This is a genomic window from Hansschlegelia quercus (genome assembly GCF_004310425.1).
Lineage (GTDB): Bacteria > Pseudomonadota > Alphaproteobacteria > Rhizobiales > Methylopilaceae > Methylopila > Methylopila quercus.
In genome coordinates this window covers 460,774-477,518 of record NZ_SIUB01000001.1, presented here as the reverse complement: position 1 = coordinate 477,518, position 16,745 = coordinate 460,774, and the positions used below count along the sequence as shown (strand labels likewise).

The window sequence follows — 16,745 nt, the reverse complement described above, 5'->3', positions numbered from 1 at the left end:
AAGCGGCATAGCACAGGCCGGCCGCGTTGAAAGAGCCCGCGGCGCAGCGGCGCATGACGCGGCGCTCCGCTATCACTATCTTGGACGGCAACGACAGATTGGAGCGCGGACGCTCCCGCGCGGGACTGGCTTTTGCCGATGCAGGTTCACGAACTCCCGACGACGGACATGCCGGCGCTCGCCGAACGGCTGCTCGAGGCGCCCTATGTCGTCTTCCTCGACAGCGCGATGCCGCATGCCGGGCTCGGGCGATACTCCTACCTCGCGGCTGACCCCTACGCCGTGCTAGAGGTGCGCGGGGGACGGGCGACGTTCGCCGGAAAGCCCGTCGAGGGCGATCCCCTGACGGCGATCGGGCTCGCGCTGGAGGCCGGCCGCGCGCCCGCCATCCCGGACCTGCCGCCGTTCCAGGGCGGCGCCGCAGGCTTCATCGGTTACGAATACGGGCGGCTGATCGAGCGGCTGCCGGAGACGGAGATCGACGATCTCGGCACGCCCCAGGCCGTGCTGCCGCTCTATGACTGGGTCGTCGCCTGCGACCACCACAAAGACAGAGCGTGGCTGATCTCGACCGGCGCGCCGGCGCCGGCAGGGCCCGAGCGCGAGGCGCGGGCGAAGGCGCGGGCGGAAGCGGCGCTCGCCCAGCTGTCGCGCGCAACGGAGCCGCGACCCGAAGCCGCCCCGAGCGCGCCGGTGTTTGCGTCGAATTTCGATCGCGCGGCTTACGTCGAGGCGATCGCGAAGACGGTGGAATACGTGCTTGCCGGCGACATCTTCCAGGCGAACGTCGCGCAGCGCTTTATCGCCGAGGTCGGACCGGACTTCGACGCTTGGGCCTTCTACCGCCGCCTGCGCCGCCGCAACGCCGCGCCGTTCGCGGCCTACCTCGCCTTCAACGACTTCGTGATCGCCTCGTCCTCGCCCGAGCGCTTCCTGCGCGTCGAGGGCGACCGGGTCGAGGCGCGGCCGATCAAGGGCACGGCGAAGCGCTGGACGGACCCGATCGCCGACGGCTCCGCCTCCCGCGCGCTGATCGATTCGGAAAAGGATCGCGCCGAGAACGTCATGATCGTCGATCTGCTGCGGAACGATCTTTCGCGCGTCTGCCGCCCCGGCAGCGTCGAGGTCCCGACGCTGTGCGGGCTCGAGACCTACGCGTCGGTCCACCACCTCGTCTCGGTCGTCACCGGCCGGCTGCGGGAAGGTCTTGGCGTCACCGATCTGCTGCGCGCGAGCTTCCCCGGCGGCTCGATCACCGGCGCGCCCAAGGTACGGGCCATGGAGATCATCACCGAACTCGAGCGCCACGCCCGCGGCGTCTATTGCGGCTCGATCGGCTGGATGGGTTTTTCGGGCGACGCCGATTTCAACATCGCGATCCGCACCGCGACCATCGCCAACGGCAAGGCCGTGTTCCAGGCCGGCGGCGGCATCACCGCGCTTTCCGACCCCGCGGCGGAATATGACGAGACGCTGACCAAGGCGCGCGCCGTGTTCGAGGCCTTCGGCGGATCGCTCGCTGAAGACGGGATCGCCCCGCGCGCGGCGGGAGGCGTCCGGTGATCCTGCTGCTCGACAATTACGACAGCTTCGTCTTCAACCTCGCCCGCTATTTCGAGGAGCTCGGGCGGGAGCCGCATGTCGTGCGCAACGACGCCATCACCGTGGAGGGCGTCGCGGCGCTCGAGCCCGACGCGATCGTGGTCTCGCCCGGTCCATGCAGCCCGAACGAGGCGGGGATCTCGCTCGACCTTATCCGCGCGCTCTCGGGCAAGGTCCCGATCCTCGGCGTCTGTCTCGGCCATCAGGCGATCGGCCAGGCCTTCGGCGGCAGCGTGACGCGCGCGCGCCGTCCGCTGCATGGCCGCGCCTCGCGGGTCGTCCACGACGGCACCGGGCTGTTCGAGGGACTGCCCGATCCCGTCGCCGTCGCGCGCTACCACTCGCTGATCGTCGAGCTCGGCCCCGATTACGCCGGCCCGTTGCGCGTCACCGGGCGTTCGGAGGAGGGCGAGGTCATGGCGCTAGCGCACGCCGCGCACCCGACCTACGGCGTGCAGTTCCACCCGGAATCGATCCTTACGGAAGGCGGCCACCGGCTGCTGGAGAACTTCCTCGCCAAAGCCGACGCGCGGGTCGCATGCTCCGTGTGAACGGCGCCGACAGTCCGGGCCTTGCGCCGTTCGACCTCGCCGACCGCGGGCTGACGCTGGGCGACGGGCTGTTCGAGACGATCGCGGTCTTCGGCGGCGAACCGGCGCTGCTCGCAAACCATCTTGATCGGATGATGGCGGCCGCCGAGGAGATTCGGCTGCCGCTCGATCGCGTGATGCTGGAGGCGGAGGTCAAAGCGCTGGCGGGGCAGGGCGGCGATCGAGTGATCCGGCTGACCGCGACGCGGGGCGCCGGGGCGCGCGGGCTGGCGATTCCCGAGAACGGCGCTACGACGGTGATCGCGTCGTCGTCGCCTTATCCGCAGGGCGTGGTCGGCGCGCCGATCAGGCTCGCGACCGTCTCCGTCCGGCGCAACCCCACCTCCTTCACGTCCCGCGCCAAGACGCTGTGCTACCTCGACAATGTGCTGGCGTTCGACGAGGCCAAGCGGGCGGGAGCGGACGACGCGCTGATGCTGAGCGCGGGCGGAAGCGCCGCGTGCACGTCGATGGCCAACCTTTTTATGGTTAACGATAAATTGCTCGTGACCCCGCCGTTAAGCGAAGGCGTATTACCGGGGATCGTCCGCGGACTCGTGCTGGAGCTCGCGACGGAGCTCGGACTTGAGCCCGAAGAAAGACTCGTCGCGCCTGGCGAGCTTGCAATGGCGGACGTCGTCTTCGCGACGAACAGCGTGCGGCTGGTGATGCCGGTGACGTCAATGGATGGTCGGTCGATGGGGAACGACGCGCGGGTTCAGGTGATCGCGGCCGCAGTCGCGAAGGCCTGCGGAGCATCTCGGCTGGGATAACGTTCCGCCGTTACGGCAGCGCGTCGAACCCCGGGCCAAATCCGTTCAGCGAGACCGGAACGCCGATGCCCTCTTCGGGCGTCTGGAAGATGATGAAGGTCGCCTGCTTGCCGGTGCGGAGCTGGTTCACCAGCGTGTCCTCCAGCACGACCTCGGCGACGCAGCCATTGGGCAGGCAGCGGACGAAGCCCGCGCGGCCGACTTCCGCCTGATCGATTCGCAGCCCGAGGCCGGACGGCAGCAGCACGCCAAGCGGCGCCAGAACGCGGAGCAGGCGGCTTTTCTTGTCCGCCGTCTTCAGGATGATGACGGTGAGGCCGACATTCGGGCGGTCCTCCGCGGTGACGCTCTGCACCAGCGCGCACTGCTCGCCCTGCGCGCCGGGGGGCGTGTCGCAACGCATCTGCCAATCGCCGTGCGACGCCTTCACGGCCCCCTGCGCAAAGGCCCCGACGGGGGCGCAGGCGAGGAGCGACGCGAGGAGAACGCTGGCCCGTTTGCGGAAAGTCACGATCGGCTTGCTCCGAATGGAAGGCGATGAGCGGGGTACCAGAGCGCGCCGCCCTGTCAAGCAGAGCACGGTTGCGGGCCCAAGGACCACAGGCGGTTCAGGCGCCGCGGCGCCGTGCCGCCGCCTTCGCGCCCAAATGCCGCATCGACCCCCCCAAATCGCCACATTGAGCTTTTGTAACCATTATGGTTTCAAGACCCCGCTGAAGGGTGGGCTCCACGGGTCCGGAACCGAGGTTCCGATCAGACTCTGATCGTCTTTCCCGACCGCCAAGAGCGGCGCTGGCGTCCAGGGGCTTGCCCCGGCGATCAGGCCGCGTGACAACAAGGCGCCCAAACGGGCGCCATCGGGAAGCGACGAGAGGCCTGCACGCATGTTCGCCCCAGCAGTGAAGACGACGCTCCGTATCGCCGCGACTGCGGCCGCGCTGTTCAGCGCCGGCTCGGCGATGGCGGGAACGGGTCAGCCCTCTCCCTGGCAGTTCGGGCTGCAGGACGCGGTGACCCCGGTGTTCCGGCAGGCGCACGAGTTCCACTCGTTCATTCTGGCGATCATGGCGGTGATCGTCCTGTTCGTGCTGGCGCTGTTGGTCATCTGCGTGGTCCGCTTCAACGAGAAGGCGCACCCGGTCCCCTCCAAGACCACGCATCACACGCTGCTCGAGGTGGCCTGGACGATCCTTCCCGTGCTCATCCTGGTGGTGATCGCGATTCCGTCGTTCCGGCTGCTGTTCGCCCAGTACTCGCCGCCCCCGGCCGACCTCACGATCAAGGTCGTCGGCCGCCAGTGGAATTGGGACGTCGTCTATCCCGACGCGGGCGAACTTACGATGACGCAGCTGATGCTGGTCGACGACGAGCTTCAGCCCGGCCAGCCGCGCCAGCTCGCGACCGACAACGTGGCGGTCGTGCCGATCAACAAGGTGGTGCGCGTCGAAGTCACTGGCGAGGACGTGATCCACTCCTTCACGATCCCGTCCTTCGGAGTGAAGGTCGACGCCGTTCCCGGCCGCCTGAACGAGACGTGGTTCAAGGCCGAGAAGGAAGGCATCTATTACGGCCAGTGCTCGGAGCTCTGCGGCTTCGCGCATGACGCCATGCCGATCTCGATCCAGGTCGTCTCCCAGGAGATCTACGACAAGTGGCTCGCGGCGGCGAAGACGAGCCTTGACGAAGCTAAGAAGGTGCTCGCGCAAGCCACGCCCGGCGCGGACGCGACCAACGTCGCGGCGCGTTGAGCCGGTCCGTCCAGGGCGCTTGAAAGAACACTGAGGAGACGACCGGCATGGCGACCGCTACGGCGCACGGACAGACCGACGCGCACCACGCCCACCCGACGGGCTGGCGCAGGTACGTCTATTCGACGAACCACAAAGACATCGGCACGATGTACCTGATCTTCGCGATCTGCGCCGGCATCCTCGGCGGCGCGCTGTCGGTCGGCATCCGCCTCGAACTGCAGAACCCCGGCATGCAGATCTTCGCCAACGCGAACGTGTTCAACGCGTTCACGACAGCGCACGGCCTGATCATGATCTTCTTCATGGTCATGCCTGCGATGATCGGCGGCTTCGGCAACTGGTTCGTGCCGCTGATGATCGGGGCGCCGGACATGGCGTTCCCGCGCATGAACAACATCTCGTTCTGGCTGCTGCCGCCGGCGATCGGTCTGCTCATCATCTCGCTGTTCGTGCCGGGCGCCGCAGGCTCCCACGGCGTGACGGGCGGCTGGACGATCTACCCGCCTTACTCGACCAAAGGCCAGCCGGGCCCGGCGATGGACTACGCGATCCTCGCGCTCCATCTCGCCGGCGCCTCGTCGATCCTCGGCGCGATCAACTTCATCACCACGATCTTCAACATGCGCGCCCCGGGCATGACGCTGCACAAGATGCCGCTGTTCGCCTGGTCGGTGCTGATCACCGCCTTCCTGCTGCTGCTGTCGCTCCCGGTTCTCGCGGGCGCGATCACCATGCTGCTGACGGACCGCAACTTCGGGACGACCTTCTTCGACCCGACGGGCGGCGGCGACCCGATCCTGTTCCAGCACCTGTTCTGGTTCTTCGGCCACCCCGAAGTGTACATCCTGATCCTGCCGGGCTTCGGCATGATCTCCCACGTGATCTCGACCTTCTCGAAGAAGCCGATCTTCGGCTATCTCGGCATGGCCTACGCGATGGTCGCGATCGGCGTCGTCGGCTTCGTGGTGTGGGCCCACCACATGTACACGACCGGCATTTCGGTGAACACGCAGGCCTACTTCGTGTTCGCGACCATGGTCATCGCGGTCCCGACGGGCGTGAAGATCTTCTCCTGGATTGCGACGATGTGGGGCGGCTCGATCTCGCTCCGCACCCCGATGATCTGGGCGATCGGCTTCATCTTCCTGTTCACGCTCGGCGGCGTCACCGGCGTCGTGCTGTCGAACGCCGGCATCGACCGTTCGCTGCAGGACACCTATTACGTCGTGGCGCACTTCCACTACGTGCTGTCGCTCGGCGCCGTGTTCGCCATCTTCTCGGGCTGGTATTACTGGTTCCCGAAGATGTTCGGCTACATGTACAACGAGACCATCGGCAAGCTGCACTTCTGGGTCACCTTCGTCGGCGTGAACCTCGTCTTCTTCCCGCAGCACTTCCTCGGTCTCGCCGGCATGCCGCGCCGCTACGCGGACTATCCTGACGCGTTCCACGGCTGGAACATGATCTCGTCCTTCGGCTCCTACATCTCGGCCGTCGGCGTGTTCATCTTCCTCTATGGCGTGTTCGAGGCCTTCTCGAAGAAGCGCATCGCGGGCCCGAACCCGTGGGGCGAGGGCGCGACGACGCTGGAGTGGACGCTGTCTTCCCCGCCGCCGTTCCATCAGTTCGAGACCCTGCCGCAGATCAAGTGACGGCTCCGTCGGGGCGGGCGCGACAAGCGCGATCCGCCCCGACGCTCTCTCCAGCCGGCGCTGTTGTCCGGCCATTGCGTAGAAGTCCGGGCAGGCCATGTCGCTGATTGACGAAAACCGCATCGACGCAGGCGTCGGCCTTCCCGGGCCGAGCCTCGCGGGCGTCGAGGATTACGTCGCGCTGCTGAAGCCGCGCGTGATGTCGCTCGTCGTGTTCACGACGCTGGTCGGCCTCGTCGCGTCGCCGACCCAGATCCACCCCGTGCTCGCGGCCGTCTCGCTGCTGTGCATCGCGATCGGCGCCGGCGCCTCCGGCGCGCTCAACATGTGGTGGGACGCCGACATCGACGCCGTGATGACGCGCACCAAGAACCGTCCGGTTCCTGCGGGCCGCGTGACGCCGGGCGAGGCGCTCGCCTTCGGCATGACGCTGTCGGTCGGTTCGGTGCTGATGCTCGGCCTGGTGGCGAACTGGTTGGCCGCGTCGCTGCTCGCCTTCACAATCTTCTTCTACGTCGTCGTCTACACGATGTGGCTGAAGCGCTGGACGCCGCAGAACATCGTGATCGGCGGCCTCGCAGGCGCCATGCCGCCGATGGTCGGCTGGGCTGCGGCCGCAGGCTCCGTCGGCCTTGAGGCCGCGGTGATGGTCGCGCTGATCTTCATGTGGACGCCGCCGCACTTTTGGGCGCTCGCGCTCATCAAGTCCGACGATTACGCGCGCGCCGGCGTCCCGATGCTGCCGGTGGTCGCCGGTCCTGACGAGACCCGCCGCCAGATCCTGCTTTACGCGCTCGCATTGTTCCCGCTCGGCGTCGCGCCGGCGTTCATCGGCCTCGGCGGCGTGGCCTATCTCGTCGCTTCCGTCGTGCTCGGCGCGATCTTTGTGGAGCGGGCGGTCGCGGTGTATCGCCATCGCGCGGGCGCCCCGGCCCGCAAGGCGGCAGGGCGCCTGTTCGGCTTCTCGCTGATCCACCTCACGACGCTGTTCCTCGTGCTGCTGGTCGAGAAGTTGCTCGGCGCGCCGGCTTTCACCGCTCCCATCGCGGGATGGATGTAAACGCCATGGCCGACGAGGAGCCGAGGGGCGTCGTCCTCACCGATGAGCAGAAGCGTCGCCGCCGCAGCCGCAGCGTCGCGCTCGGTTTGGTGCTCGGCGCGCTCGTCGTGCTGTTCTATGTCGTGACCGTCTTCAAGATGGGCGGCAACGTGGCGAACCGCCCGCTATGAGCGCCGGCGGCGACATGGACGGGAAGGATCAGAGCCGGTCGCACGCGTGGGTCGCCGTCTCGTGCCTCGGGATCGCCGCCTTCATGCTCGGCGCGGCCTACGCCGCCGTTCCGCTCTACGACATGTTCTGCCGGGCGACCGGCTATGGCGGCACGACGCAGGTCGCGGTCTCCGCGCCGACGCAGGCGCTCGGCCGGGAGATCTCCGTGCGATTCGACGGCAACGTCGCGCCCGGCCTTGCCTGGACCTTCGGTCCCGAGACCAACGTCATGACGGTCAAGGTCGGCGAATCGAAGCTCGTGTTCTTCAAGGCGAAGAACGTCTCCGACAAGCCGCTCGTCGGCACCGCGAGCTACAACGTGACGCCGGACCAGATGGGCGCATACTTCACCAAGATCCAGTGCTTCTGCTTCACCGAGCAGCGGCTGGCGCCGGGTGAGGAGATCGACATGCCGGTGAGCTTCTTCGTCGACCCTTCGCTGGTCGAGAACCACGAGCTGGACCGCATGGGCCAGCTCACGCTCAGCTACACCTTCCATCCGGTGAAGGAGCCGAAATCGGCTTCCGCCACCGCCGCCGAGAAACCGAGAACATAATCGCGCCGGCCGCCGCGCCCGGGGAGGGCGGCGGACAAGGACATCCGAGGGGAGCACGATGGCAGACGTTCACGCCAAGCATCACGACTATCATCTGGTCGACCCGAGCCCGTGGCCCTTCATCGGGTCGGTCGCGGCGTTCGTGCTCGCGGTCGGCGCGGTGCTGTGGATGAAGGGCGGCCAGCCCTACGTCGCGATCGCGGGCTTCGCCGGCGTCCTCTTCACGATGGTCAGCTGGTGGCGGGACGTCATCAGGGAGGGCGTGCAGGGCCTGCACACCCGCGTCGTGCAGATCCACCTGCGCTACGGAATGATGCTGTTCATCGCCTCCGAGGTGATGTTCTTCGTCGCCTGGTTCTGGGCCTATTTCGACGTCGCGTTCTTCCCGAACGAGGCGCACCAGCTGGCGCGCTCCGAGCTCGTCGGCGGCGTGTGGCCCCCGAAGGGCATCGAGACCTTCGATCCATGGCACCTGCCGCTGCTCAACACGCTGATCCTGTTGACCTCCGGCACCACGATCACCTGGGCGCACCATGCGCTGCTGCACAACGATCGCAAGGGCTTGAAGCTCGGCCTCGCGCTGACCATCCTGCTCGGCCTGCTGTTCACGGCGTGCCAGGCGGCCGAGTATTCGGAAGCGGCCTTCAACTTCAAGGGCCACATCTACGGCGCGACCTTCTTCATGGCGACGGGCTTCCACGGCTTTCACGTGATCGTCGGCACGATCTTCCTGATCGTCTGCCTCGTCCGCGCAATGGGAGGGGCGTTCACGCCGAAGGCGCATTTCGGCTTCGAGGCGGCGGCCTGGTACTGGCACTTCGTCGACGTGGTCTGGCTGTTCCTGTTCGCCTCGATCTACGTTTGGGGCCACGGCGGCGGCGCCGGTCACTAACCGGCCGCAAGGCCTGAACGACATGCGAGGCCGCCGGCGAGGAGCCGGCGGCCTCAGCCTTTTCGAGGCGCCCCACGCGGTCGCCGGGAGACGGACATGACGGCCCCAAGGGCGCTCTCAACCGGCGAAGCCGCGCTGGCAGGCCTTCGCGGCCGCTGCCCCGCCTGCGGGAAGGGCCATATGTTCGACGGCTACATCGCGGTCCGGCCGTCCTGCGAGGTCTGCGGCCTCGATCTCGGCTTCGCCGATTCGGGCGACGGCCCGGCAGTCTTCGTCATGCTGATCGCGGGCTTTGTCGCCCTCGGCTTCGCGTTGTGGTTTGAGTTCACCTACGAGCCGCCGTTCTGGATGCACCTCGTGGTGTCGCTGCCTCTGGTCGCGATCGTCTGCCTCGTCATGCTGCGCGCCTTCAAGGGCGTGCTGATCGCGCTGCAGCACCACAATGCGGCCGCGGAAGGCCGGCTCGACGGATGAGCCCGGCCGCCCGCCGCCTGCTCAAGGTCGCGCCGCTGGTTCTTGTCGTCGCGGGACTGCTCGGAGGCCTCGGCTTCTGGCAGCTCGAACGGCTCGCCTGGAAGGAAGGGCTCGTCGCGCTCGTCCACGAGCGCATGAACGAGCCCGCAACGCCGATCCCGGCGGCGGCGGACTGGCCGGGCCTAGACGTCGCGGCGTGGAGCTATCGCCGCGCAAGCGCGACGGGAACGTTCGACGCTTCCAAGACCGTCCGCGTCTATACCGTTCTGTCGGACCAGAAAGGCCGTTACGGCGGCCCGGGTTACTGGATCCTCGCGCCGCTCGCGTTGTCCGGCGGCGGGACCGTCATCATCAACCGTGGCTTCGCGCCGGAGCAGCTTGCCGATCTCGACGCCCTGAAGGCGGCGACGCCCAACGGCGAAGTCACCATCACGGGCGTCGTCCGCGAACCGGAGGCGCGGAACGCCTTCACGCCCGCTGATGCGCCGGACAAAGCCCTGTTCTTCGCGCGCGACCCGGCGGCCATCGCGGCGGCGCTCGGCCTGAGCGACGCCGCGCCCTTCACGATCGACGCCGACCCAGGCTTGCCGGACGCCGTGCCGCAAGGCGGCGAGACACGCATCGCCTTTCCGAACCGCCATCTCGAATACGCCCTCACATGGTTCGGGCTTTCGGCGACGCTGGTCGCGTTTTTCGCGGCCTACGCGCTGCGTTCGCTGACAGGGCGGACGTAGCGGTCGCGGCCGCCTCCATTTGGTCGCCTTCGCTTGCGACGAACCCGCGCCGCGCCTAATTTGGAGGCGCGCTCCCCTAGAGCCTGTGAACCTTCGAGCAATCATGTCAGCCGCCTACGTCTCGACCCGAGGAGAAGCCCCGAAGCTCGGCTTTACCGACGCCATGCTGGCGGGACTTGCGCGGGACGGCGGACTTTACGTGCCGGAGGTCTGGCCGACCTTCTCCTTCGCCGAGATGTCGGACTTCGCGGGACGGTCCTACGCCGACATCGCGGAGGCGGTGATTGCGCCTTATGCGGGCGACTCGATTTCGCGCGAAGACCTCCGCGCGATGATCGACGAGGCCTATGAGACCTTCCGGCATCCGGCGGTCACGCCGCTGGTGCAGACCGGGCCGAACCGCTTCATCCTCGAGCTTTCCCACGGGCCGACGCTGGCCTTTAAGGACGTGGCGATGCAGCTCCTGGCGCGGATGATGGACCACGCCCTCGCCGAGCGCGGTCAGCGCACGACCATCGTCGGCGCGACCTCGGGCGACACCGGCGGCGCTGCGATCGACGCTTTCCGCGGGCGTGACCGGGCCGACGTCTTCATCCTGATGCCATGGGGCAAGGTCAGCGAAGTCCAGCGCCGCCAGATGACGACGGCGACCGAAGACAACGTCCACGCCATCGCGATCGACGGCTCGTTCGACGACGCGCAGGCGCTTGTGAAGGCGATGTTCAACGACCACGCCTTCCGCGACCGGCTGGCGCTCGGCGGCGTGAACTCGATTAACTGGGCGCGGGTGCTCGCGCAGGTCGTCTATTACTTCGTCGCGGCGGTGGCCCTCGGCGCGCCGCGCCGCACGATCGACTTCGTGGTGCCCACCGGCAATTTCGGCGACGTCTTCGCAGGCTATGTCGCCAAGCGCATGGGCCTCACCATCGGCAAGCTGGTGATCGCGACCAACATCAACGATATCCTCGCCCGCACGCTCGAGACCGGGCGCTACGAGGTCCGCGGCGTCCAGCCGACGACCTCGCCCTCGATGGACATCCAGGTCTCATCGAACTTCGAGCGGCTGATCTTCGACGCCTGCGGGCGCGATTCCGGCATCGTGCGCGGCGCGATGGGATCGCTCGCCCAGTCCGGCTCCTTCGAACTCAACCGCCGGACGCTCGGCGCGATCCGCCGTGAGTTCCTGGCGGGCCGCGCCGATGAGGCGGAGGTCGCCGATACGATCGACCGCGTGCGCCGCGAGACAGGTTATCTGATCGATCCGCACACAGCGGTCGCCTATGCCGTCGCCGATTCCGTAGAGCTCGATCCGGCGACGCCGACCGTCGTGCTGTCGACGGCCCATCCCGGCAAGTTCCCGGACGCCGTCGAGGCCGCCTCCAGCGTTCGTCCGGACCTGCCGCCACATCTTTCCGAATTGCTCGAACTGCCGGAAAAGCTGGTGCGTCTCCCGAACGACCTCGTCGCCGTCCAAGCCTTCATCGAGGCGAACGCCCGGATCGTGCGCGGCGAGGCCGCGTGAGCGCCCGCGTCACCGTCCTGCCGTCCGGCCTCTCGGTGGTCACCGATCAGATGGAAGGCCTCAGGACCGCGGCCGTGGGCGTCACCTTCGGCGCGGGCGCGCGGGCGGAGGCCGATGACGAACACGGCCTTGCGCATCTCCTCGAGCATATGGCCTTCAAGGGCACGGCCCGCCGCTCTGCGCTGCAGATCGCCGAGGAGATCGAGCAGGTCGGCGGCGATTTGAACGCCGCGACCGGCGTCGAGCAGACGAGCTATTCCGCCCGCGTGCTTGCAGCCGACGTCGGGCTAGCGCTCGACATGCTGGCGGATATCGTCATCGAGCCGACTTTCGACCCCCAGGAGCTCGCGCGCGAGAAGAACGTGATCGCGCAGGAGATCGGCGCGGTAGACGACACGCCCGACGACCTCGTCTTCGACTGGCTGCAGGAGGCGGCGTTTCCGGGCCAGGCGCTCGGCCGCTCGATCCTCGGCACTGAGAAGAGCCTCGACGCGCTCGACGGCCGAGCGCTCGCGGGCTTCCGCGACCGCGGCTACCGCACGTCGGACGCGGTCGTGACGGCGGCGGGCGCGGTCGACCATGACGCCGTGGTCGCGGAGACCGCACGACGCTTTGCGGCGTTGCCCACCGGCGGGCGGACGGAGCCCGCGCCCGCACGTTATTCCGGCGGCGACCGGCGCGAGAAGCGCGATCTCGAGCAGTTGCATGTCGCCATCGCCTTCGAGGGCCGCTCCTTCGACGCGCCCGACGCCTATGCGGCGCAGGTCTTCGCCAATCTCGTCGGCGGCGGCATGTCCTCCCGGCTGTTCCAGGAGATCCGCGAGAACCGCGGCCTCGCCTACACCGTCCACGCCTTCCACTGGGGTTATCAGGACGCGGGTCTGTTCGGCGCCTATGCCGGCACGGGTCCGAAGGACGCGGCCGACATCCTGCCGGTGATGCTCGACGTCATGGCGGAGGCCGCCGAGACGGCGGACGAGCGCGAGGTCGCGCGCGCACAGGCCCAGATGAAAGCGGGCCTGCTGATGTCTTTCGAGCAGCCTTCGGCTCGCGCCGACCACCATGCCCGTCATCTGCTCGCCCATGGCCGGCCGCTCGACGTCGACGAGATCGTCGCCAAGATCGACGCCGTCACGGTCGAGGCGACGCGGGAGGTCGGTCGGGCGATGCTCGCCTCCGCGCCGACGCTCGCCGCAATCGGGCCGATCCGGAAGCTGATCGCGCCTGAGCGCGTCGCCGAGCGCCTCGGCCTCCGCGCGTCTGCCGCCTGACGCATGGCGTTCTTCCGCACCCTCGCCGCTGCGGAGACCGTTCCGGTCCTGAACGGCGACAGCGTCACGCTGCGCGTCCCTCAGATGTCGGATTATCCCGCCTGGAGCGCGCTACGCGAGCAGAGCCGGAGCTTTCTCCAGCCCTGGGAGCCGAGCTGGCCGGCCGATGACGTGTCGCGGCTCGCCTTCCGCAAGCGGCTCAAGCGCTATGTCCGCGAGCTCGACCAGGACCAGGCCTATCCGTTCTTCGTCTTCCGCGCCGCCGACCACACGCTGGTCGGCGGCGTCACCGTCAGCCAGATCCGTCGGGGCGTCTCCCAGACATGCTCGATCGGCTACTGGATGGGCGCGCGCTATGCGGGGCAGGGGCTGATGACGGCCGCCGTCCGCACGCTCGCGCAGTTCGCCTTCGGGCATTTGAAGCTGCGGCGGATCGAGGCGGCCTGCCTGCCGCACAACGCCGCGTCGATCCGCCTGCTTGAGAAGACCGGCTTCAAGCGGGAAGGCTACGCCCGCGAATATCTGTGCATTGACGGCGCATGGCAGGATCACCTGCTGTATGCGCTTCTGCGGGGCGACGCGCTGCGATAGTGTCTGGCGCTTCGCGGCCTTAGCCGCTTCGCTCAACAAGACGCCGGGACCCCCTCCCGACGGGAACGACCGGCCTGTCGCCGGGGAATCAGGGAGAGCTGAGGCGTTGCGTTTTCTCCGCGCCCTCCTTTTGCCGCTGGCGCTCGCCGCTGCGCTATTTGGCGCGGCTGCGCCCGCCTATGCGCTGCAGCCGCTATCGATCGACCAAGCCGACGACGCGATCGACCTGACGAACGCGGTCGAGCGGCCGCTGGGCCAGGCTGACCGCATCCAGGTCGCGACGACGCCAGGGCCGGACGGCATCACGCGCCGCATCGAGGTCCGCGCCGATCGTCATGGCGACGGCCGGCAATGGGCGGTGTTCGTGCTCACCAACAATGGCGACGAACAGATCGATCGGCTGGTCGTGGCGCCCCGCTACCGCTTCGTCGGCTCCGGCGCGCTGTGGCCGGACCTCGGCGAGCAGCGCATCGAGAACGTCACTGCGAGCCAGGGCATCCGCCCCGATCGGCAGGATTCGGAGGATTCCGACATCTTCCGCATCACGGTCGATCCCGGCGCAACCGTGACCTACGTGATGGAGCTGACTTCCTCGAAGCTGCCGCAGCTCACCCTCTGGGAGCCGGAGGCTTTCAAGGAGCGCGTGAACTCCTTTACGCTCTATCGCGGCATTCTGCTCGGCATCGGCGGCCTGCTGGCGCTCATCCTCACCATCGTCTTCGTGGTGAAGGGCAGCGTGATGTTCCCGGCCGCCGCCGCGCTCGCCTGGGCGGTGCTGTTCTATCTCGGCGTGGACTTCTCGTTCTGGCGGCGGGTGCTCGACCTCGCGCCCGAGACGGACCGGCTGCTGAGGGCCGCGAGCGAGGCGGCGTTTTCGGCGACGCTGCTGGTCTTCCTGTTCGCCTATCTCAACCTCAACCGCTGGCACGTCCGCTACGTCCACGTCATGGGCGCGTGGCTGGTCTTCCTGGTCGCGCTGATCGGGCTCGCCGCCTATGACGCGCCGGTCGCGGCCGGCATCGCGCGGCTGTCGCTGCTCGCCGTCGCCGCCGCCGGCTTCGGCGTGATCGTGTGGCTGGTGATGAAGGGCTACGACCGCGCGGTCATGCTCGCGCCCACATGGCTGCTATTGGTGTTCTGGGTGGCGGCGGCCGGGATCGCGGTAACCGGCGGCGTCCAGAACGAGCTCGTAGCGCCGGCGCTCGTCGGCGGCCTCGTGCTGATCGTGCTGCTCATCGGCTTCACGGTCATGCAGCACGCCTTCGCCGGCGGCGCGATCCTGCAAGGCGCGGTGTCCGATATCGAGCGCCGCGCACTCGCGATCACCGGCGCCGGCGATTTCGTCTGGGACTGGGACGTCGAGAATGACCGCATCCATGTCAGCCATGATCTCGAACACCTGCTCGGCTTTCGTCGCGGCGAGCTCGAATCGTCGCCTCTGGAATGGCTGGAGGTCGTCCACGGCCATGATCGCGACCGCTTCCGCGCGGCGCTCGACGCGCTGCTGGAGGAGCGCCGCGGACGCCTGACCGAGACCTTCCGCCTGCGCGGGGAGGACGGGCACTACGTCTGGTTCCAGCTCCGCGCGAGGCCGGTTGTAGGGGCGGACGGCGAGGTGGTGCGCTGCGTCGGCACGCTGCTCGACGTCAACACGGCGCGCACGACCGAGGAGCGGCTGCTCCAGAACGCAGTCACCGACAATCTGACCGGCCTGCCGAACCGCGAGCTGTTCCTCGACCGCGTCGAGGCGGCCTTCGCATTCGCCCGCGAGGACATCGGCATCAAGCCTGCCGTCCTCGTGCTCGACATCGATCGCTACAAGAAGATCAACGAGACCGTCGGCGTCGCGACCGGCGACACGATCCTCATCACCGTCGTGCGCCGGTTGTCGCGCCTGCTGAAGCCGCAGGACACGCTGGCGCGCCTCGGCGGCGACCAGTTCGGCATCCTGCTGCCGTCCGAGCGGGAGCCCGCGACGGTCGTCGCCTTCTGCGAGACGGTGAAGCGGGCGCTGAAGGCGCCGATCGCCTTCGGAGACCGCGAGCTCGTGCTCACCTGCTCGATCGGGCTGACGCCGCCGGACCTGGCAAAGGACCTCACCGCGGAGGAGGCGATGCGCGACGCCGAGATCGCGATGTATCACGCCAAGCGCCTCGGCGGAGATCACCTCGAGACCTTCCGCGCATCGATGCGGGCTGCGTCGACCGACCGTCTGCTGATCGGCGGCGAGTTGCACCGCGCGCTCGAGCGTAACGAGATGAAGGTGTTCTACCAGCCGATCGTGCGGCTCGACGACCGCAGCATCGCGGGGTTCGAGGCGCTGCTGCGGTGGGACCATTCACGCTATGGCCGCCGCCCGCCGTCCGAGTTCATCGCGATCGCCGAGGAAAGCGGGCTGATCGCCGAGATCGGTCTGTTCGCCCTGGAGGAGGCCGCCACCCAGCTTGCGCGCTGGCAGGCGGAGGTACCGGGCGAGCCGCCGCTGTTCATGTCGGTCAACGTCTCCAGCCGGCAGTTCCTGCAGCAGGACATTGTGCAGGACGTCGCGAACGTCATTGCCCGCGCCGGGCTTGCCCACGGGTCGCTCAAGATCGAGCTGACCGAGAGCCTGGTTATGGAAAACCCGGAGCACGCGGCGCAGATGCTGACGCGGCTGCGCGAGCTCGGCGCAGGACTGTCGCTCGACGATTTCGGCACCGGTCATTCGAGCCTCGCTTATCTCCAGCGCTTCCCGTTCGACGTGCTGAAGATCGACAAGTCCTTCGTGCGTCCCAAGGGCGGCGGACCGCGGCCGATCCTGCTCGCCTCGATCGTGCGGCTCGCTCAGGATCTCGGCATGGAGGTTGTGGCGGAAGGCGTGGAGACCGATTCCGACGCGGTCGAGCTGTTCCATCTCGGCTGCGAATACGCGCAGGGTTACGCCTTCGGCGAGGCGATGGCGTCGGAGGCCTGCGACCGGATGCTCGGCCTAGCGACGCCGGGCGTCGCCCGCCGCATGGTGCAGGGCGCGCTTCGCCGCTGGTAACAGGCTGAACGAAAACGCCGCCCGGAGGGGGCGGCGTTCGTG

Annotated in this window: 16 protein-coding genes; 15 read left to right on the top strand and 1 reads right to left on the bottom strand. The window is 68.1% G+C overall.

Annotated features, from left to right (window positions below):
- Nucleotides 1-138: 138 nt before the first annotated feature.
- The 3 genes from pabB to EYR15_RS02260 are packed head-to-tail and all read left to right on the top strand — an operon-like array spanning nt 139 to nt 2,965.
- On the top strand, nt 139-1,563 hold the full coding sequence (pabB, locus tag EYR15_RS02270) for an aminodeoxychorismate synthase component I (protein WP_131001246.1): 1,425 nt from the start codon (nt 139-141) through the stop codon (nt 1,561-1,563).
- On the top strand, nt 1,560-2,153 hold the full coding sequence (locus EYR15_RS02265; protein WP_131001245.1) for an anthranilate synthase component II: 594 nt from the start codon (nt 1,560-1,562) through the stop codon (nt 2,151-2,153). Before pabB ends, EYR15_RS02265 begins: the two co-directional genes overlap by 4 nt.
- Complete coding sequence (locus EYR15_RS02260; RefSeq protein WP_131001244.1) at nt 2,141-2,965, top strand: aminotransferase class IV; 825 nt, start codon at nt 2,141-2,143, stop codon at nt 2,963-2,965. The genes EYR15_RS02265 and EYR15_RS02260 overlap by 13 nt, the downstream gene beginning before the upstream one ends.
- 10 nt (nt 2,966-2,975) lie before the next feature.
- Here EYR15_RS02260 and EYR15_RS02255 read toward each other — a convergent pair whose 3' ends face one another.
- Nucleotides 2,976-3,476: an invasion associated locus B family protein gene (locus EYR15_RS02255; RefSeq protein WP_245498102.1), complete on the bottom strand. Its 501-nt coding sequence runs from the start codon at nt 3,474-3,476 to the stop codon at nt 2,976-2,978.
- 373 nt (nt 3,477-3,849) lie between these two features.
- Between EYR15_RS02255 and coxB the strand changes: the two genes are divergently transcribed.
- The 12 genes from coxB to EYR15_RS02195 all read left to right on the top strand — a co-directional run bounded on the left by coxB (nt 3,850) and on the right by EYR15_RS02195 (nt 16,703).
- Nucleotides 3,850-4,713 carry a cytochrome c oxidase subunit II gene (coxB, locus tag EYR15_RS02250; RefSeq protein ID WP_131001243.1) on the top strand — a complete coding sequence of 288 codons (864 nt, stop codon included), beginning with the start codon at nt 3,850-3,852 and terminating at the stop codon, nt 4,711-4,713.
- A 47-nt stretch (nt 4,714-4,760) separates the two neighbouring features.
- Nucleotides 4,761-6,368 carry a cytochrome c oxidase subunit I gene (gene ctaD, locus EYR15_RS02245; protein ID WP_131001242.1) on the top strand — a complete coding sequence of 536 codons (1,608 nt, stop codon included), beginning with the start codon at nt 4,761-4,763 and terminating at the stop codon, nt 6,366-6,368.
- 97 nt (nt 6,369-6,465) lie between these two features.
- Nucleotides 6,466-7,428: a heme o synthase gene (locus EYR15_RS02240; RefSeq protein ID WP_131001241.1), complete on the top strand. Its 963-nt coding sequence runs from the start codon at nt 6,466-6,468 to the stop codon at nt 7,426-7,428.
- A gap of 5 nt (nt 7,429-7,433) precedes the next feature.
- The gene (locus tag EYR15_RS02235; protein WP_205741563.1) at nt 7,434-7,598 is read left to right on the top strand and encodes a hypothetical protein; all 165 of its coding nucleotides are present in this window, start codon (nt 7,434-7,436) and stop codon (nt 7,596-7,598) included.
- Entirely contained in the window at nt 7,595-8,194 is a 600-nt protein-coding gene (locus EYR15_RS02230; RefSeq protein ID WP_131001239.1) for a cytochrome c oxidase assembly protein, read from the top strand. Before EYR15_RS02235 ends, EYR15_RS02230 begins: the two co-directional genes overlap by 4 nt.
- Nucleotides 8,195-8,252: 58 nt before the next feature.
- Nucleotides 8,253-9,086 (top strand): cytochrome c oxidase subunit 3, encoded by an 834-nt coding sequence (locus tag EYR15_RS02225; RefSeq protein WP_131001238.1) that lies wholly within the window; start codon nt 8,253-8,255, stop codon nt 9,084-9,086.
- A 96-nt stretch (nt 9,087-9,182) separates the two neighbouring features.
- Complete coding sequence (locus EYR15_RS02220) at nt 9,183-9,560, top strand: DUF983 domain-containing protein (protein ID WP_131001237.1); 378 nt, start codon at nt 9,183-9,185, stop codon at nt 9,558-9,560.
- Entirely contained in the window at nt 9,557-10,294 is a 738-nt protein-coding gene (locus tag EYR15_RS02215) for an SURF1 family protein (protein ID WP_131001236.1), read from the top strand. Before EYR15_RS02220 ends, EYR15_RS02215 begins: the two co-directional genes overlap by 4 nt.
- Nucleotides 10,295-10,397: 103 nt before the next feature.
- Nucleotides 10,398-11,816, top strand: coding sequence for a threonine synthase (thrC, locus tag EYR15_RS02210; RefSeq protein WP_131001235.1), 1,419 nt, complete (start codon nt 10,398-10,400; stop codon nt 11,814-11,816).
- Nucleotides 11,813-13,087, top strand: a complete 1,275-nt coding sequence (locus EYR15_RS02205; protein WP_205741562.1) for a M16 family metallopeptidase — start codon at nt 11,813-11,815, stop codon at nt 13,085-13,087. Before thrC ends, EYR15_RS02205 begins: the two co-directional genes overlap by 4 nt.
- A 3-nt stretch (nt 13,088-13,090) precedes the next feature.
- The gene (locus EYR15_RS02200) at nt 13,091-13,678 is read left to right on the top strand and encodes a GNAT family N-acetyltransferase (protein WP_131001234.1); all 588 of its coding nucleotides are present in this window, start codon (nt 13,091-13,093) and stop codon (nt 13,676-13,678) included.
- Between the two features lie 106 nt (nt 13,679-13,784).
- Nucleotides 13,785-16,703: a putative bifunctional diguanylate cyclase/phosphodiesterase gene (locus EYR15_RS02195; protein WP_165455400.1), complete on the top strand. Its 2,919-nt coding sequence runs from the start codon at nt 13,785-13,787 to the stop codon at nt 16,701-16,703.
- Nucleotides 16,704-16,745 lie beyond the last annotated feature (42 nt).